The sequence below is a fragment of the Actinoplanes sp. NPDC051405 genome (assembly GCF_055586185.1).
In genome coordinates, this window is the sequence record NZ_JBVJIR010000041.1 from 1 (window position 1) to 17,596 (window position 17,596).

The following is a 17,596-nucleotide window of genomic DNA, read 5'->3' on the forward strand; positions in this document are numbered from 1 at the left end:
CCCCCCCCCCCCCCCCCCCCCCCCCCCCCCCCCCCCCCCCCCCCCCCCCCCCCCCCCCCCCCCCCCCCCCCCCCCCCCCCCCCCCCCGCCGCCGTGTTTGTGTCGCGGTCCGGCCATCGGGGTATAGCGAGGGCATCCCCGAAGGTTGAAGGAGGTGCTGACGATGAGACTTCCGACGTTCTCGCGCCAGTCCGACACCACCGCCGAGACCGAAGCGCGTCCGGCCGGCGCGACCAGCGCCACGACTCCGGTGCGTCCGCGCACCGACGCCAGCGTGACACCGCCGCCCGCCGCGCCGCCCGTGGTGGAGCGCCGCCGGCCCGCCGACGAGGACACGCTGGTCAACCAGCAGGCCGTCGGCCACGAGCCGAAGACCCGCGACGACCTGAAGAGCCGCGACCTGCAGGCCCCCCGGCCGGTCGCCGCCCGCACCGACCGGGGCGACCGCTTCGACGGGGCCGACCGCTTCGACCGGGGCGACGAGAAGACCATCGAGCAGCCGCCGGTCGTCGCCGGGCCGAAGCCGCGGGCCAGCCTGCTCGCCACCCTGGGCCTGATCGTCAGCGTCGTGGCCGCCCTGCTCGTGCTCTCCGGCCCGCTGCTGGGCTACGGCATCGGCCTGGCCGTGCTCGGCCTGATCCTGTCGCTGAGCGGCATCCACGCCACCGGCAAGCGGCACATCGCCGGCAAGACCGACGCCCTGATCGGCATGATCCTGTCGCTGGGCGCGATCGTGGTCGGCGTGCTGGCCCTCACCGGCTCGCTCTCCTGGCTCGGCACCGACATGCAGCCGGTCACCAGCGTCCGAGAGTGGCTTGACGCACAGTTTATCGACCGCTTCTGACGGGTATCAGACATTCACCGGCGGCGATTCGCCGCCGGTGCATCTCGGAACCGGGACGGTCACCAGCCGTCCCGCCCCGAAATCATCCGGCGGTGCGCCGGACAGCGCGGAAACACTCGCGAACGGACGATCACCTCGGCCGCTTCGGGACGGGACCGCATCGTTGTGCGGGGGCGGCGGTTCGCCGCCCCCGACGCATGTGCAACGAATCTTCGCCCGCACCCCCGATGACGCAACGATCCGCCGCCGCGCGCATGGTTGTTCCGGGGCGTACGCAGGCACTTCGCGCATAGCGTTGCCGTCATGACGCCCACCGCCACCCCGCGCCGCTATCTCATGTGCCGGCCGACCCACTTCGCGGTCACGTACCGGATCAATCCGTGGATGGACCCGACGGCGCCGTACGACAACGCTCTGGCCGTCAGTCAGTGGGAGCACCTGCGGCAGACGTTCCTCGACCTCGGCCACACCGTCGAGCTGATCGAGCCGCTGCCCGGCCTGCCCGACATGGTCTTCGCCGCGAACGGCGCCACCGTGGTCGACGGCAAGGTGCTCGCCGTGCAGTTCCGCGACGCCGAGCGGGCCGACGAGGCCCCGGCGTACGCCGCCTGGTTCCAGAACAACGGCTTCGAGGTCTTCGACTCCAAGCACACCAACGAGGGCGAGGGTGACATCCTGCTCGCCGGCGAGGTGCTGCTGGCCGGCACCGGCTTCCGGACCTCGCACGCCGCGCACGCCCAGACCCAGGAGGTCTTCGGCCGCCCGGTGATCACCCTGCAGCTGGTCAACCCGGCCTACTACCACCTCGACACCGCCCTCTGCGTGCTGGACGAGCGGAACATCGCCTACCTGCCGTCGGCGTTCTCCCCCGGCTCACAGGCCGTGCTGCGCCGGCTGTTCCCCGACGCGGTCATCGCCACCCCGGCCGACGCCGAGGTGCTCGGTCTCAACGCGGTCAGCGACGGCCGTACCGTGGTGTTGCCGGTGCAGGCCACCGCGCTCACCGCCGCGCTGCGGGAGCGGGGCTACGCCACCGTCGGGGTCGACGTCTCCGAGCTGCGCAAGGCCGGCGGCGGCCCGAAGTGCTGCACCCTGGAGGTTCGTACCCGTGACTGATCTGGACCTGCGGACACCCGCCGCCCTGGCCGACGCCGAGCGCTGGACCGCCCACAACTACCACCCGCTGCCCGTGGTGATCGCCGACGCCGAGGGCGCCTGGGTCACCGACGTCGACGGCCGCCGCTACCTGGACTTCCTGGCCGGCTACTCGGCGCTGAACTTCGGCCACCGGCACCCCGGCCTGATCGCCGCCGCGCACGCCCAGCTCGACCGGCTCACGCTGACCAGCCGGGCGTTCGTGCACGACCAGTTCGCCGACTTCTGTCACGGGCTGGCCGAGCTCTGCGGCAAGGACCTCGTGCTGCCGATGAACACCGGCGCCGAGGCCGTGGAGACCGGCATCAAGGTCGCCCGCAAATGGGGCTACCAGGTCAAGGGCGTACCGGACGGGCAGGCGGAGATCATCGTCGCGGACGGCAACTTCCACGGGCGCACCACGACCATCATCAGCTTCTCCACCGATCCGGACGCGCGGAACGACTTCGGGCCGTACACCCCCGGATTCAAGATCGTGCCGTACGGCGACCTGGCGGCACTGGCCGGCGCGATCACCCCGAACACGGTCGCCGTGCTGCTCGAGCCGATCCAGGGCGAGGCCGGGGTGCTGATCCCGGGCGAGGGCTACTTCGCCGGCGTCCGGTCGCTCTGCGACGACCACAACGTGCTCTTCATCGCCGACGAGATCCAGTCCGGCCTCGGCCGCACCGGTAAGACCTTCGCGATCGAGCACGAAGGGGTCGTGCCGGACATGTACCTGCTGGGCAAGGCGCTCGGCGGTGGCATCGTGCCGGTGTCGGCCGTGGCGGCGAACCGGGACGTGCTCGGCGTGCTCAAGCCGGGCGAGCACGGCTCGACGTTCGGCGGCAACCCGCTGGCCTGCGCGGTCGGCGCCGAGGTGGTCCGGCTGCTGGCCACCGGCGAGTTCCAGGAGCGCTCCGAGCGACTGGGCGCGCTGCTGCACGAACGGCTCGCGGCTCTGGTCGGCCACGGCGTGCTGGCGGTCCGCGGACGCGGGCTGTGGGCCGGGGTGGACATCGACCCGGCGCTGATGACCGGCCGGCAGGCCGTGGAGCGGCTCGCCGCGCGCGGCATCCTGGCCAAGGACACCCACGGTTCGACGATCCGGCTGGCCCCGCCCCTGGTGGTCACCGAGGAGGACCTGGAGCACGCGGTGGCGCAGCTGGCCGCGATCCTGGCCTGAGCGTGACGGGGGAGGCGGGAGCCCGCCTCCCCTCAGCGTTCGAACTTGCGGATCGCCATCGTCGGGGCCTCCGCCATGACCGACGACGGCTGCGTCACGCCACCGGTCGCCCACAGCTTGGCGCGGCCCACGTTCACGCCCGCGTACAGCTCCACCACGTCGTTGGCCGCCAGGGTGCGGGTCTCGTCGCGGTTCAGGGTGATCCGGTCGTCGTCGTCCAGTGAGCCGCCCGGGCGGATGCCCGTGCCGTTCGTGCTGACGTCCTGGGCGGTCAGCTCGCCGCCGTTCAGCGCCAGCCGGACGTGACCGCGGCTGATCCACTTCCGGGCGTCGTCGGTGAGCCACTGGCCCAGCATCACGCCGCCGCCCTCGGGCGCGCGCCCGACCACGACGGGCTTGTCGGTCGAGACCACGAAGCGCTGGCGCACCACGCCGTCAATGCGCACCGACAGCACCTCGACCGCCGGGCGCGAGCCTGCGTCCCGCAGCCGGGTGCCGTGCCGCGGGCAGGTCGGGGCGCCGGACCGCAGCGACGGCGGCGGCTGGGCCACGGGGGCGGTCGTCTTGCGCATGTCGGCGAACGGGCTGTCCGGGTCGCCACCGGAGCCGTACGCGTTGCAGTTGGCCTCGGGGCAGCTCCACACCCGGGCCAGCAGCTTCGCGCCCATCGGGGAGGGCTCGGCGACCGCGGGCACCTCCCCGCGACCGATCCGGGCCACCAGCACCGGGCCACCGGCCCCCGGCACCGCGGCCAGCAGCCGCCCCGGCTCCTCGACCCACGGCCGGCGGTCGCGGAACTGCTCGGCGCGGGTGCGGGTCAGCACAGGCAGGCCCAGCAGCTCGGCCACCTCGAGGACCCGGTCGTCGAGCTGCGGGACGACCTCGACCACGCCGTCGTCCGCCCAGCGGCGGACCACCATGCGCTCGTTGGAGGTCAGGTCCGCGTCGGAGAGCAGGCCCCGGGGCACCACCGCGTAGACCGGGACGTTCTCCTCCGAGACGTGCCGGCCGAGCGCGTCGATGACCAGGCCGAGGCGCAGCATGCTGGCCGGGCGACCGCCGTCGAGATCGGCGTAGCGCACGATCTCCGACAGGTCGACCACGGCGCGGGCCAGGGCCGGGTCGGTGGTGAGCCGGGCCTCGATCGCGTCGAGGACCTTGCTGACCTCGAATCTCACGGGGCCTCCCTGTACGTGCGCGTGCGGCTACCTCCGGCCATCATGCCGTCTGGTGCCCGCGGGCGGCGAATCAGGGCGCTCAGGAGGCGTCGGCGAGGATCCGGTCGATGCGGTTGGCCAGGGCGATGTCACGCGTGGTGACCCCGCCGGCCGCATGCGTGACACAGCGGAAGGTCAGCGTGCGCCATCGGATGTCGATGTCGGGGTGGTGGTCCATCTCCTCGGCGACCTTCGCGACCCGGTCGACGACGGCGATCGCCGCCGGGAAGCTGCGCAGGCCCACGGTGCGTACGATCGCGTCCGTCCCGCCTTCCCAGCCGTCGAGGACGGCCACGGCACTGCGTACGGAATCGGCGTCGAGCAGGTCAGCCATGAGACAACCTTAATGCCCGCGCGCCCCCCGGCCATGACGCCTCGGACGAGGATGTCGCACCCGTTCGCTACCGTGAGCGCCGACTTGACGCCCGGAGCCCGGGAGACCGGGGCGGGCACAACGGGGAGGAAACCCATGAGGAATCGACGACCGGCGATCGCTGGTCTCGCCCTGGTTGCCGCTCTCGGGCTCACCGGCTGCGGTCCCGCCGACAGCGTGGCCCAGCCCGGCAGCAGCACGGCCGCGGCCGCCGAGCAGGCGGAGCCGGCAGCCGAGCTGACCGCCGCGGCGCAGAAGCTGGGCGAGCAGAGCCTACGTTTCGAGATGGAGATGGTCGGCGCGATCACCGCCTCCGGCGAGGCGGACCCGAAGGCCGGCAACGCCCGGATGACCATGGACATGGGCGCGCTGGGCGACGGCAACAAGATCGAGCTGCGCAAGGTCGGCACCGACGTCTTCATGAAGTTCGGCGGCGCGGTGGGCCAGATGCTCGGCGGTCAGAGCAGCAGCGGCAAGGAGTGGATGCACGTCGACGCGGCGAAGCTCCCCGCGGGCAGCAGCTTCAACGTGATGTCCCCGGACGACCCGGCCGGCACCAAGGCGATGGTCGCCGCGATGACCAAGGTCGAGCGGACCGGCGCGAACGGCTACCAGGGCTCGCTCGACCTGGCCAAGTCGCCGACGTACAACAAGAAGGACGCCCTGAAGGCGCTCGGCGGGAACACGCTGGTGCCGTTCACGGCCAGGACCGACGGCCAGGGCCGCCTCGTCGAGCTGACGCTGGACATGAGCGGGCTGGGCGCCTCGTCCGGCGCCGGGGCCATGCCGGGCGGCGGCAAGGTCAAGACGACCTACTCGGACTTCGGGACCAAGGTCTCCGTCGCGGCCCCGCCGGCCGCCCAGGTCCAGGAGCTCCCGTCGGAGCTCGCAGGCATGCTCAACAACTGATGCGTCCCCCGGGCCGGGCCGGTGCACACCGGCCCGGCCCGGGGTCCGTTTGCGCTTCGGTCCCATCGGGCAATCCACCCCCGACCGTTCGTCACCCCCGGACGCACGGCAGGGCAAGGAAGGACCGACATGCGGACGCCACGACTCGCCGGACTCGGCCTCGCATCCATGGCCGCGGTCGCTTTCGCGATGACCGGCTGCACGGCTGACAGCGACGGCACCCCGGGCGCCAGCGCCCCGGTGACGGACACCCCCAGCGCGTCCGCTGTCGCGGCCAGCCCCGACGCGACCGCCGCCGCCGCGCTGGCCACGGCCACCGCCACGCTGGGCACCACCAGCTTCAAGGTCACCATGACCTCCGGTCCCGGCCTCAAGCTGACCGGCCTGATGGACGCCCCGAACGGCACCGGCACCGCCGACCTCACCGTCACCGGGCCCAACACCGAGGTCAAGGTGCAGACCCTGCTGGTCGGCCAGGACCTCTACGTGAAGGTCCCGGGTGTCACCAAGGGCACCACCTGGACCCACGTGGACGTGTCCCGGCTGCCCGAGGGCGCCAACGTGGGCCTGCGCCCGGGCCAGATCGACCCGGCCAACACCGCGCAGCTGCTCACCTCGACCACCGACGTGCAGCAGGTCGACGCCCGCAGCTACAAAGGCACGCTTGATCTGACCAAGGCCGCCGGCGTGGCGGGCGTGGACCAGACGCTGGTCAAGACCTGGGGCGCGCAGGCGCAGAAGGTGCCGTTCACCGCGGGCCTGGACGAGCAGGGCCGGCTGTCGGCGCTGACGATCCAGCTCCCGGCGGTCAACGGCCAGCAGGCCCAGCCGCTCGAGGTGCTCTACACCGACTACGGCATCAAGGTCGAGGCGCAGAAGCCGGCCGCCGGTGAGACCACCGAGGCGCCGGACAGCCTGTACACCAGCCTGGGTGGCTGACCGACACCGATCGATGAGAAGGCCCGGACGCTGCCGCGTCCGGGCCTTCCTCAGTTCAGGCCGCAGACGTGCTCAGGCCGCGGGCGTACGCCGGGCGGCCCAGTCGGTGCCCAGCGGGCGCGGCCGCGGCCGGTTCTCCTCGATCCAGGCGTCGATGCGTGCCCACCACTCGTAGAGCCAGGCCACCCGTTCCTCCTCGCCGGCCGGCACGTCCTCCGGCGGCACGCTCCAGAACCGCATCACCAGCTGCTTGTCCATCGGCAGCTCACGCCACACGTCCCGGATGGTGATCATCCGGTCCAGCCCGGTGTGCGCCACGAAGATGACCCCCGCGTCCGGTGCGGCGTCGATCGCGGTGAACAGCCCGCCCGGCTTGGGCGGCAGCACGTGGCGCAGCCCCTCGGCCTTGACCGCCATGTCCTCCATGCCCTTGGCCCGCAGGAACGCGATCGCCTTGGTGCGCCGGCGCGGGGTGAAGTTGCCGCCCTCCGGGAAGATCACGAACGCGTCGTTGTCGTCCAGCCCGGTGGCCAGGTCGCTGATCTCCTGCTCCAGCGACGCCGTACGGGTGTGGCCGGGCGAGATGAACCTGTTCGGCAGGCGGTTGAGCAGGATGTCGACCGCCGGGTCCCACTGCAGGGACGCCTTGAGCACGATCCGCGGCTCCCGGTCGAACCAGTTGACCAGGCCGTGGATGAGCACGAACGAGTCGCCCGGCCCGGCGTGCCGGCTCACCACGACCTCCGGGCGCCCCGGCATCCCGGTGTCCGGGTCGGTGCCCACCACGTCGATGCTCAGGTGCAGCGACCAGCGGGCCAGCCAGAACAGCACGTCGAGGAACCAGCCGGTGAGCACGTAGTGGGCGCGCTGGAAGGCCGGATTCCGGATCTTCCACCCGAAACCCGACGCCAGCCAGAGCCCGGCCAGGCACACCAGCGCGGCCGCGTCCCAGACCAGGTAGGCGATCGCCAGGAACACCAGCCGCGGCACCCGCAGATGCCCGGGCACCAGCGGCGAGGCGGCCAGGGCCAGGATCAGCCACACCGGCAGCGTGGCCAGCAGCGCGACGGACAGCACGACCACGGCCGGGGCGATGACCAGCCGGCGGACCCAGACGGGTGGCAGCATCACGAACCGTCGGCGGAGGCGGGGGTCACGTTGGCCGCGAGGTGACGGCGCGAGGCGGTGTAGGCGCGGCTGATCCGGCGACCCGCGGCCGCCATGTCGCGGTACGCCCACGGCGAGTCGTCGCGGCTGTCGCCACCGCCGGTCGGCAAGACATGCACCCGTACATCGTCGGGCAGCGACGCAACATCGCGGGCGAACCGGTGCCGCCGGGCGATCTCGAACGCCACCTGGGCCACCTCCCACGGCCGTTTCGGCACCACCAGCGGCCGCTCGATCCGCCCGACCTGCAACACGAAGATCTGCTTGGCGCCGACCCGCACGGCCTCCCCGATCGGGATCGAGTTGACGATGCCGCCGTCGACGAAATGCTCCCCGTCGATCTCCATCGGTGGCAGCAGCCCGGGCACCGACGACGAGGCCAGCACGGCGTCGACCAGCGGACCGCTGTCGAACCAGTGCTCGGCCGCGCGTTCGATGCTGGCCGCGCAGCACCGGAACGGCACCTTGAGGTCGGCGAAGCTGGACTGCTCACCCAGCTCACCGGTGAGCAGGCGGCGCAACGGCAGCGGCGAGTGCAGGTGGGTGCGGGCGGCGAAGCGGCGGAGCTGACGGGCGAGCGAGTCGCCGTACACCTCGGCGGCCTCGGGCGACGACCAGAGCCGGACCAGGCGTTCGGTGACCGCCTCGGTGGGGTCGGCGGCGACCAGCGCGCCGTTGACCGCGCCGATGGAGGTGCCGACCACGACGTCGGGCCGGTAGCCCGCCCGGAAGAGGGCGCGCAGCATGCCCACCTGCACGGCGCCGAGCACGCCACCGCCCCCGAGGACAAAAGCGACCGGGGTGTTCATCGACCCAGGGTAGCGGGGGCGGGGATCAGACCGAAGAGCAAGATCAAGGCCGGATCAGGGCAAGATCAAGGCGATGTCGTGCCTGGTTGCATGGCACCGGCCGTCGCTCCCGCCGATGACATCTGCGTGCTGGCAGGACCGAGCGGGGTACATGCGGGCGGCCCGGGCGTGCCATCATCGGCGTCGTGGATATTCGTCGCCGGTCGCTGCTCGGGGGTGGGTTGGCCGCCGCCGCGGCCACGCTCGCCGGCTGCGGGAAACCGGGCGGGCCGAGCTGGAACGAGCCGGGCCCGGGCGCGGTGCCGGTGGCCGAGCAGGTTTCCGTCGCCCCGTCGAAGACCTCGGCTGCGATCAGGCCCGCCCCCGCGCAGACCCGCGCTGCCGCGCCGCCGCCGTACGCGGCCCGCGTGCAGAACACGCTGACGAAGTATCTGAAGCCGACCCCGGACAACCCGAAGCACCCCGGCTACGCGGGCGCCGTCGCGCTGGTCATGGTCGACGGCAAGACCACCCTGCACACCGCCGTCGGGCACGCCCTGCGCTACAAAGCCGGCCCGGTCGAGCTGCCCGCCAGCAAACGCGTCGTCATGAAACCCGACGCGATCTTCGACCTGGCCTCACTGACCAAGGTCTACACCGCTCTGCTCGTGCTGCGGCTGGCCGACCAGGGCAAGCTCGACCTCAACGCGCCGCTGCGTCAGTACCTGCCCGAGTTCACCGGCACCGGCAAAGCCCCGATCACCATCGCGATGCTGCTGGCCCACACCAGCGCCCTGCCCGTCGGCGCGAAAGTCACCGGCCTGCCCGACAACACCGCCCGCTGGAAAGCCGTGCTCACCACCCCGCTGGTCAAGGGTGGCGTGCCCGGCACCACCTTCCGCTACTCCAGCGTCGGGCTGATGCTGCTCGGCCGCCTGGTCGAGAAACTCACCGGCAAGAGCCTCGACAAGGCCCTGCGCGACAATCTGCTCACCCCGCTCGGCCTCAAGGACACCGGCTTCCAGCCCTTGAAATGGGTCTCGGACAAGAACCGGCTCGTCGCCACAGACGCCCGCTCATCCCGAGGCCTGCTGCGCGGCACCGTCCACGATGACGTCTGCAACCACCTCGGCGGCATAGCCGGGCACGCCGGCATCTTCGGCACCGCCAAGGACGTCGCCGTCATCGGCCAGCTGCTGCTCAACGGCGGCACCCACAACGGCAAACGCCTGCTCTCGGCCGACATCTCGAAAACCGCCCTGACCAACGTCAACAAGGGCAAGAAAGCCATCGACGCCGACCGGCCCAACCGCACGGCGGACCACGGCCTGGGCTTCGAGATGAACCAACCCTGGTTCATGGGCAAGCTGGCAACCCCGACGACCTTCGGCCACACCGGCTTCACCGGCACGTCCCTGCTGGTCAGCCCGGCCCGCAACATGGTGGTGGTGCTGCTGACCAACCGCGCCCACCCGAACTGGTCCTGGTCCAACCCGGACACCCATCGCGTCGCCGTCCACAACGCCATCGCCTGAAAACACGCACGGACCTGGCAGGGTGAGGGTGGCCGCTCATGAGCCGCCAGGCGATTGGCCGCCCTCGCCCGGTCTCGGCGGGAGCGACGGTCAGTGCCATGCAACCAGGCACGACATAGTCTTGATCTTGCTTTGCTGCCGCGGGGCGGCGCCCCGACCCGAACGCCGCCCCGGACAAGAAGCTCAGCCCAGCCCGTTGAGGAAGCCCTCGTGGTTGGTACGGAACTCCCAGTTGTAGAACTTGTCCCAGTTGATCGACCAGGTCATCAGGCCGCGGAAGTTCGGGTTGGTGCCGCTGCGGACCGCGTACCCTCCGCAGTTGCTGCCCTTGACCAGGCAGGTCACCGCCTGCTGGACCCCCGCCGGGGCGACGTAGCCGTTGCCCGCGCTCACCGATGACGGTGCGCCGAAGGCGACCTGGTCCTCCCGCAGGGCCGGAAACATGTTGGCCGTGTTGCCCGCCACCGGGAAGCCGGCCAGCATCATGTCGGTCATCGCGATGTGGAAGTCGGCCCCGCCCATGCTGTGGTACTGATTGTCCAGGCCCATGATCGAGCCGCTGTTGTAGTCCTGCACGTGCAGCACCGTCAGGTCGTTGCGCATCGCGTAGATCACCGGCAGGTACGAGCCGGCGCGCGGGTCCTGCCCGCCCCACGGCCCGGAGCCGTAGTACTGGTAGCCGAGCTGCACGAAGAACGTCTCCGGGGCCATGGTCAGCACGAAGTTCGCGCCGTAGCGGGCCTTCAGGGTCTTCAGCGCGGCGATCAGGTTGACGATGACCGGCGTCGTCGGGTTCTTGAAGTCGGTGTCGCCGGTGTTCAGCGACAGCGAGTGCCCTTCGAAGTCGATGTCGACGCCGTCCAGGCCGTACTTGTCGATGATGGCGCTGACCGAGCTGACGAACTTGTCCCGGGCCGCGGTCGTGGTGAGCTGGACCTGGCCGTTCGCGCCGCCGATGGACAGCAGCACCTTCTTGCCGGCCGTGCGCTTGGCCCGGATCGCGCTGATGAAGTCCGCCTCGCTCTCCACACCGGGGCACTCGGCCGCCGGGCAGAGGGTGAAGCGGATGTCACCGGAGGTCGCGCTGGTCGGCTCGCCGAAGGCCAGGTTGATGATGTCCCAGTCGGCCGGGACGTCGGCCATCCGCAGATAGCCGGAGCCGTTGGCGAAGCTCGAGTGCAGGTAGCCGATCAGCGCGTGCTTCGGCAGCCCGGAGACCGGCGGCGGAGTCGTGGGCGGCGGCGTGGTCGGAGGTGGCGTCGTCGGCGGTGGTGTGGTGGGCGGCGGGGTGGTGGTCGGGGGCGGGGTCGTCGGCGGGGGCGTGGTGCCGCCGCAGGCGCCCTGGTCGGCCCAGACACCCCACTGGCCGCTGGCCGTGGGCACCTCGCCCTGCGTCCACCATTTCGCGGTGTAGTTCTTGGCCTGGTACGAGACGGAGTTGTCCTTGACGTACACCGCCGAGGAGCTCCACGCCGGGGCACAGGCGGCGGCAGCGCTCGCGGACGAGGCTATGTAGACGGCGGAGCCGGTGGCCGCGAGAGCGGCGGTGACGGCGAGGATGAGTGAACGGCGCATGGGGGGTGGCCTCCACGTCGGTGTATCGACAGTTGGCCAATTATTAGGACTGTTAACTGTTCCTGTCCAGTGAACGTTTTTTTCACGCCTGCTCGAACCGGATCCGCCGCCCGGTCCGATCGAACAGCAACAGGTCCGCCAGACCGATCCCGACCTCCAGTTCCTCTCCCACCCGCACCTGCCGGGGAACCGGGATCCGGACCATCACCTCACCCGTCGGCGGCGCGTCCACCAGGTCGTACGCGGGGTAGAAGCCGTACGGCGTGCTGGCGGCAACCGACCGCGACGGTGCCGCCGGCGCGTCCAGCCGGATGCTCGGCACCCCGCCGACGTCGACGTGGGCCAGCAACTCGTGCCCCAGGTTCTCCACCGCGCACACCGTGCCCCGCACCGACATGTCGTGCTCCCGCAACGGCAGCGCCCGCAACGCCAGGGTGACCCGCTCGGTGTGGTGCTCGGCCAGCCGTGCGGTACGCGGATCCCCCGGCGGCAGCTCCAGCACCTGCGAGCCCAGGTCCAGCACCACGCCGCCGTCCTGGGCGTACACGGCCGCCTCCAGCAGGCTGGTGCGGGGCATGCCGAGGAACGCCGCCACGAACAGGGTGTCCGGGTCCGCGTACACGTCGACCGGCGGACCGACCTGCTGGAGCACGCCCAGGCGCAGCACCGCGATCCGGTCGGCCATGCTCATCGCCTCGGTCTGGTCGTGCGTCACGTAGATCGTGGTCACCGCCAGCCGGCGGGCCAGGGCCACGATCTCGCCACGCAGCGCCGCCCGGGCCCCGGCGTCCACGTTGGACAAGGGCTCGTCGAGCAGGAAGACCGCGGGCTTGCGGACCAGCGCGCGAGCCATCGCGACGCGCTGGCGCTGACCGCCGGACAGGTGCTCGGGATAGCGGCTGAGCAGGTCCGCGACCCCCACACTGCGGGCCACGTCGGCGACCCGGGCACCGATCTCCTCGGCCGGGTGGGCGGTCGCGCGCAGCGGGAAGCCGATGTTCTGGGCGACCGTCAGGTGCGGGTAGAGGGCGTAGTTCTGGAACACCATCGCGATGTCCCGCTCGCGGGGACCGATCTCGGCCACCGGCACGCCGTCGAACGTGACCGTGCCGCTGGTCGGCTCCTCGAACCCGGCCAGCAGCCGCAGCAGCGTCGACTTCCCGCAGCCGGTCGGTCCGAGCACCACCAGGAACTCGCCGGGGGTTATCTCCAGGTCGACGCTGTCCACCGCGACGACATCGTCGAAGATCTTCGTGAGGCCGCGTGCGGCGATCGCCACCATGCACCCATGGTGCGGGTTCGGTGACCATCAATGCCAGAGCTTTGCCGGTCCGGCTGCCGCGGGACAGGCCCCTAGTGCAGGACCGTGCGGTCCAGGAAACCGTCGCCGTCGTCGTCGAACATCCGCTTCTCGAAGACGCCGTCGTGGTCCTTGTCGTAGTCGGCGAAGTCGACCCGGTTGTCCAGGTCCTTGTCGATCCCGACGAAGTCGGCCTGCCCGTCGCGGTCGAGATCCACCCGGATCTCCGCGCCGCCGCCCTCGCGGCCCCGGTAGGTCGCCTTGTCGAGGTGGCCGTCGCCGTCCGCGTCGACCCGGTTGTGGTAGCCCTTGGGCGGGGCCAGCTGCTCGGGCTCGCCCAGGCCGCTGTGCGCCGAGCCGGAATCACCGAGACCGCTGCGCGGCGCGTCACCGAGGGCCGAGACCGCCGGGAGCCCGTCCAGGTCGGGGCCCGGCGCCGAGCCGAAACCGGACCGCGCGGCGAACTCCGGCGCCGAGCCCAGCCCGGACTGGGCGGACATGCCGCCGGCCCCCCAGGCCTCGGGCGCCGAGCCGAAACCCTCGGTGGCGGTCCCGGTGGCGCTGCCGAACTCCGACCACTCGCCGAGGCCGGCCGAACCGTCCGTGGCGGCCGCACCGAGCCCCTGGCTGACCGTTGCCGGGCCGGCGGTCCCCTGGTCGACCAGGCCGTGCCCGACCGAGCCGGCCACGTCACCGATGCCGAACGAGGAGAACAGCCCGAACGTGCTCGACTTGGTGACCCGGTCCTCCACGACCGCCGTGTGCGCGCCCGCATCGGTGCTGACCTGCTGGCGCAGCAGGTCGGCCTCCTCGGCGTCCAGGACGTAGCCGGCCAGGGTGCCCGCCGGGTCAGCGGCGAGCTGGGCCTGGAACGACGGGTCGGTCAGCAGCCGCTCCAGCACCTCGTCGAAGTCACTCATGGCGCCCACGGTAGGAGCCCACGTCCAGCGGCCGCCATCGGCGAGGTGGCCATTCCCCGCGGACCGGCCGCGCCGCTCAGTCGAGTTCCGGCATCGGCACCGGCTGTGGCCTGGGCCGGCAGGTGCCGCACTGGACGGCGTCCTCGACCACCAGGGCCTCCGCCCGGTCCCGCTGGGCCGACCGGCTCACCTGAAGGAGGTACGGCCCGAAGCGGGCATGGTCCTCGCAGACGCCCCGGCCGCAGAACCGGCAGGTCCCCCGGGCCGCCTTGGCACAGAACCAGCAGAGCACGTGTGTTCCCCTCGTCAGCCGATGATGATGGGCGGTGTGGTGGTGGTCGCGCTCGGCACGGGCGTCGTCGCCGGTGGCGTCGTGGTCGTCTGACTCGGCCGCGGCGTGGTGGTCGTCGGCACCGGGGTGGTCGGCCGGGGCGTGCGGGGCGGCGTGGTCTGGGGTCGCGTCGTGGGCCGGGTCGTCGGCCGGGTGGTGGTCGGGTCCGGGTCGTCCGGCGTGGTCGGGTCCACCGGGTCGGCGGTCGGCTGGGGCACGGTCGTCGCCTCGGTCGGCGGCACCGAGGTCGGTGTCGGCACGGAGGGGACCTCGCTGGGCAGGTCCGAAGGCAGCGGCTGGTCGCTGGGCGACGGGCTGGGTGAACCGGCCGGCGGCTCCACCTTGACGCCGTCACCGCAGCTCAGGTCCGTACCGGTGGCCGGGGTGGGGTTGCCGTCCACGGAGACGCGGCCGGTGGCGGCGATCAGGCCGTCGGGCTCGACCGCGTACCAGGAGGCGCCGTTGTTGGTGACCAGGCCGCCGGGCCGGGAGACGTTCAGGGAGAGCGCCTGGTAGGCGCCGCTGGTGCTGGCCGTGTCGGCGAGCAGGCGGCCGGCCTCCAGCGCGAGGGCACCGTGCGGCACCCGCCGGCGTCCGGCGTCGGTGTACAGCTTGCCGACCTGGGCCTGCGAGCCGGCGCAGAACAGGGTGGCCGAGCCACCCTGGAAGGTCAGCCGGCCGGTGGTCCCGGCGGGGACGATGACCCGGTCGCCCTCGTCCAGGTAGCGCCGGTCGCCCTCCTCCAGCCGCACGTTGCGGCCGTCGACGGTCGCGACGATCGTGCCCCGGTCCGAGGTGAGCAGCGCGCGGTCGGTGGGCATCTCGGCCCAGGCCGGGCCGGGCGCGAAGTTGATCACGGTGAGCAGCAGCGACAGCAGGAGCAGCAGCAGGACGAGCCACCACATCCGGCGCTCGAAGCGGCGGTCCACCTCGGGATCCTCGGTGCCGTCCGGCGGACCGGGCGGCACCGCCAGCGGCGGGTAGACGCCGGCGGAGTGCACGCCCTCGGCGGCCGGCCCGCTGCCGGCCGGACCGCCGGCCGTGGAGCCGGGCGTGCCGACCAGCGGCGGCAGGTCGGAGGCGTCCGGGATGACCCACAGGCGTACGGGCGTACGGGCCTGCGCGACCATCCCCGGGATGCCGTCGCCGACCGGACCGACCAGCGTGCCCCGGCGCAGCTCGACGCCGTCGGGCATGGCGATGACGCCGGACTCCACGACGACCGCGTGGGTCGGGCCCTGCAGGACCACCGGCGCGCCGGGCTCGAGATCCACCGGGTGCGCGGAGGCGATCAGCGCGAGCCGCTCGTCCCCGGCCAGCCCGGCCAGCGCGGGAGTGTCGGCGAACAGCGCCTCGGCCTCGGCACGGTCGGCCGGCGGCGGGCCGGGCAGCGGACCGACGACCGTGGCGACGGTGGCGGTGGGCACGGCGAGCAGCGTGGTGCCGGCCGTGTGCCAGTCCAGCGACGTGGCCCGGCCGGTGAGCGCGTTGGCCAGCCCGACCACACCACCGGCGCCGACGTGGTGCCGGATCGTGCCGCCGGGGTCGCCGGGCTTGCGGGCCTGCACCGCGCCGTCGACCACGACGTACACGGCCTGCTGGGTGGTGCCCGCGACGACGAGCTGGGTGCCGGAGTGCGGACGGATCCAGCGGGCCCGGGCGGCGAGGCCGGCCAGCGCGTGCTCGGGCAGGCCACCCAGGTCGGAGGCGCGCAGGGCAGCCAGCCGGCGGGGAGCGTCGGCCTCGCGGCGCTTCTCGGCGGACCGCTCGCGCAGCAGCCGCCAGGAGCGGGTCAGCCGGCCCACGGCCAGGTAGATCAGCGGGGCGCAGAGCCCGGCGACGACCAGAATCAGCAACAGCTTGGCGGCGAAGCCGCTGTGCCACAGACCGGTGACCAGCCCGGAGACCCGGTCGGCCCAGATCCGGTACGCCAGGTTCGCCGCGATCGCCACCCACAGCAGCGCCAGCACCCCGTACAGGGCGACGATGCGGCCCTCGCGGTCCAGCCCGGCCCACGCCGGCGGGCGCCCGCGCAGCCGGCCGAACACCCAGGCGAGGCCACGGCCGCGCAGGTTGGGGATCTCCAGCCAGTCCATCAGCAGGTAGTAGCCGTCGAGCGCGAGCAGCGGGTTCAGGTTGAACAGCACGTTGAGATACCAGGCGAAGGCCAGCTTGAAGGCCAGCGGCCCGAGCGCGGGCACGGCCAGCCCGACGAGCTGCATCGACCCGGCGAGCACCAGGCCGGTGGCCGGGCCGGCCGCGGTGACCAGCATCCGGGCCCGGCGCCCGGCCATCCACACGTCGGTGGTGTCGACGAAGACCGAGGGGATGCCGAAGTAGACGAGCACGCCGGCCGCGGGAACTTCCCGCCCGGCGTGTTTGGTGGCCAGCGCGTGCCCCAGCTCGTGGCTGGCCAGCGCCAGCAGGTTGAGCAGCAGCAGGACGACCGCGCCGAGCAGGTAGGAGCCGCCGGACAGGAAGACCGCCTGGCTGCCCCGCCACCAGGTGGAGACGAACAGGCCGAGCCCGGCCACCGCGAAGACGGCCATGACGATCGCCGCGACCTTGGTGAACAGGAACCGGCCGCCGGCGCGGTAGAGCGCGGTGATCACCCGGTCGATGTCGAAGACCAGCATCCGGCGGCCGCGCGCCGCCGCGAGCACCCCGCTGCCGACCCGCCGGGGCAGCGGCTGGCGCTCGAGCTCCTGCAACGGGCGGAACGCGTCCACCGGCAGCTCGTCGAGCATCCGGTTGCCGGCGAGGTCGGCCACCACCCGGCGGACCTGGTCGGGGGCGAGCCGGCCGGCGAGACGAGCGAACTCGGCGACGAGGCGGGCCACCGTGTGGGTGCCGTCCATCATCTGCGCGAGCTGCCACTCGTCCGGGGTCAGCCGCAGATAGCAGGCCCGGCCGCCGTCGTCGGGCGAGCGGAGCATCACGTACGCCGAACCGCGCACGCTGGTCAGCTCGACGGCCTCGATCCCGGCGCGCAGCACCGGCCGGGCCCGCGCGGGGTTGAGCCGGTCGACCACCGCACCCCAGAGACCGGGGTCGGCGGGTCCGAGCGGCTCACCCGGCGCACGTCCGGCCAGGGCTTCCCAGACACTCATCCGGGTCTCGACGTACGTCACGCCTGTATTCCGTTCAACGGGGGGGTCGGCCTCCACCTGCTGTGGCGAATGGAGAGTAGGCGGTCAGCCCGGCGGAAGGCGAGCCCCCGATAAGCCGATCGCCAGTAGAAACTCCACACAGCGGACATAAAGGTGCGGTGGGGGGGGGGGGGGGGGGACCCCCCCCCCCCCCCCCCCCCCCCCCCCCGGGGGGGGGGGGGGCCGCATTACCACCCGCGTGAAGGGGGGTTTGTGGGGATGCCTCCCC

At 72.5% G+C, this 17,596-nt stretch carries 15 protein-coding genes; 6 read left to right on the forward strand and 9 right to left on the reverse strand.

The window, feature by feature from the left end; genetic code table 11:
* Positions 1-163 precede the first annotated feature (163 nt).
* From ACZ6S4_RS44405 to rocD, 3 genes are all read left to right on the forward strand, one after another.
* Positions 164-844 (forward strand): thrombospondin, encoded by a 681-nt coding sequence (locus ACZ6S4_RS44405; protein ID WP_465480666.1) that lies wholly within the window; start codon positions 164-166, stop codon positions 842-844.
* A gap of 303 nt (positions 845-1,147) precedes the next feature.
* A complete protein-coding gene (gene ddaH / locus ACZ6S4_RS44410) occupies positions 1,148-1,960 on the forward strand; it encodes a dimethylargininase (protein WP_465480667.1) in 813 nt (270 codons plus the stop codon).
* Positions 1,953-3,164, forward strand: coding sequence for an ornithine--oxo-acid transaminase (gene rocD / locus ACZ6S4_RS44415; protein WP_465480668.1), 1,212 nt, complete (start codon positions 1,953-1,955; stop codon positions 3,162-3,164). Before ddaH ends, rocD begins: the two co-directional genes overlap by 8 nt.
* Before the next feature lie 32 nt (positions 3,165-3,196).
* On the opposite strand, the gene ACZ6S4_RS44420 is transcribed toward rocD, so the two are convergent.
* Both ACZ6S4_RS44420 and ACZ6S4_RS44425 read right to left on the reverse strand, forming a co-directional pair.
* Positions 3,197-4,342 (reverse strand): FHA domain-containing protein, encoded by a 1,146-nt coding sequence (locus ACZ6S4_RS44420; RefSeq protein ID WP_465480669.1) that lies wholly within the window; start codon positions 4,340-4,342, stop codon positions 3,197-3,199.
* A 79-nt stretch (positions 4,343-4,421) separates the two neighbouring features.
* Positions 4,422-4,715, reverse strand: coding sequence for a 4a-hydroxytetrahydrobiopterin dehydratase (locus ACZ6S4_RS44425; RefSeq protein ID WP_023562166.1), 294 nt, complete (start codon positions 4,713-4,715; stop codon positions 4,422-4,424).
* Positions 4,716-4,850: 135 nt separating this feature from the next.
* Between ACZ6S4_RS44425 and ACZ6S4_RS44430 the strand changes: the two genes are divergently transcribed.
* Positions 4,851-5,663: an SCO4651 family lipoprotein gene (locus ACZ6S4_RS44430; RefSeq protein ID WP_465480670.1), complete on the forward strand. Its 813-nt coding sequence runs from the start codon at positions 4,851-4,853 to the stop codon at positions 5,661-5,663.
* A 129-nt stretch (positions 5,664-5,792) separates the two neighbouring features.
* Entirely contained in the window at positions 5,793-6,602 is an 810-nt protein-coding gene (locus ACZ6S4_RS44435) for a hypothetical protein (protein WP_465480671.1), read from the forward strand.
* Between the two features lie 72 nt (positions 6,603-6,674).
* On the opposite strand, the gene ACZ6S4_RS44440 is transcribed toward ACZ6S4_RS44435, so the two are convergent.
* Positions 6,675-7,733 (reverse strand): 1-acyl-sn-glycerol-3-phosphate acyltransferase, encoded by a 1,059-nt coding sequence (locus tag ACZ6S4_RS44440; protein ID WP_465480672.1) that lies wholly within the window; start codon positions 7,731-7,733, stop codon positions 6,675-6,677.
* On the reverse strand, positions 7,730-8,578 hold the full coding sequence (locus ACZ6S4_RS44445) for a patatin-like phospholipase family protein (RefSeq protein WP_465480673.1): 849 nt from the start codon (positions 8,576-8,578) through the stop codon (positions 7,730-7,732). Before ACZ6S4_RS44445 ends, ACZ6S4_RS44440 begins: the two co-directional genes overlap by 4 nt.
* A gap of 185 nt (positions 8,579-8,763) precedes the next feature.
* On the opposite strand from ACZ6S4_RS44445, the gene ACZ6S4_RS44450 reads away from it, so the two are divergent.
* Entirely contained in the window at positions 8,764-10,092 is a 1,329-nt protein-coding gene (locus ACZ6S4_RS44450) for a serine hydrolase domain-containing protein (RefSeq protein WP_465480674.1), read from the forward strand.
* Between the two features lie 183 nt (positions 10,093-10,275).
* Here ACZ6S4_RS44450 and ACZ6S4_RS44455 read toward each other — a convergent pair whose 3' ends face one another.
* From ACZ6S4_RS44455 to ACZ6S4_RS44475, 5 genes are all read right to left on the reverse strand, one after another.
* On the reverse strand, positions 10,276-11,667 hold the full coding sequence (locus ACZ6S4_RS44455) for a chitinase (RefSeq protein WP_465480675.1): 1,392 nt from the start codon (positions 11,665-11,667) through the stop codon (positions 10,276-10,278).
* A gap of 82 nt (positions 11,668-11,749) precedes the next feature.
* Entirely contained in the window at positions 11,750-12,949 is a 1,200-nt protein-coding gene (locus tag ACZ6S4_RS44460) for an ABC transporter ATP-binding protein (RefSeq protein WP_465480676.1), read from the reverse strand.
* Between the two features lie 71 nt (positions 12,950-13,020).
* On the reverse strand, positions 13,021-13,887 hold the full coding sequence (locus ACZ6S4_RS44465; protein ID WP_465480677.1) for a hypothetical protein: 867 nt from the start codon (positions 13,885-13,887) through the stop codon (positions 13,021-13,023).
* A gap of 76 nt (positions 13,888-13,963) precedes the next feature.
* Positions 13,964-14,179 (reverse strand): hypothetical protein, encoded by a 216-nt coding sequence (locus tag ACZ6S4_RS44470; RefSeq protein ID WP_360821960.1) that lies wholly within the window; start codon positions 14,177-14,179, stop codon positions 13,964-13,966.
* 14 nt (positions 14,180-14,193) lie between these two features.
* Entirely contained in the window at positions 14,194-17,349 is a 3,156-nt protein-coding gene (locus ACZ6S4_RS44475) for a cyclic nucleotide-binding protein (RefSeq protein ID WP_465480678.1), read from the reverse strand.
* Positions 17,350-17,596: the final 247 nt, after the last annotated feature.

Coding starts and splice junctions, on each gene's coding strand:
- ACZ6S4_RS44405 (WP_465480666.1), top strand. CDS start 164: ATGAGACTTCCGACGTTCTCGCGCCAGTCCGACACCACCGCCGAGACC.
- ACZ6S4_RS44465 (WP_465480677.1), bottom strand. CDS start 13,887: ATGAGTGACTTCGACGAGGTGCTGGAGCGGCTGCTGACCGACCCGTCG.
- ddaH (WP_465480667.1), top strand. CDS start 1,148: ATGACGCCCACCGCCACCCCGCGCCGCTATCTCATGTGCCGGCCGACC.
- ACZ6S4_RS44435 (WP_465480671.1), top strand. CDS start 5,793: ATGCGGACGCCACGACTCGCCGGACTCGGCCTCGCATCCATGGCCGCG.
- ACZ6S4_RS44425 (WP_023562166.1), bottom strand. CDS start 4,715: ATGGCTGACCTGCTCGACGCCGATTCCGTACGCAGTGCCGTGGCCGTC.
- ACZ6S4_RS44460 (WP_465480676.1), bottom strand. CDS start 12,949: ATGGTGGCGATCGCCGCACGCGGCCTCACGAAGATCTTCGACGATGTC.
- ACZ6S4_RS44455 (WP_465480675.1), bottom strand. CDS start 11,667: ATGCGCCGTTCACTCATCCTCGCCGTCACCGCCGCTCTCGCGGCCACC.
- ACZ6S4_RS44430 (WP_465480670.1), top strand. CDS start 4,851: ATGAGGAATCGACGACCGGCGATCGCTGGTCTCGCCCTGGTTGCCGCT.
- ACZ6S4_RS44445 (WP_465480673.1), bottom strand. CDS start 8,578: ATGAACACCCCGGTCGCTTTTGTCCTCGGGGGCGGTGGCGTGCTCGGC.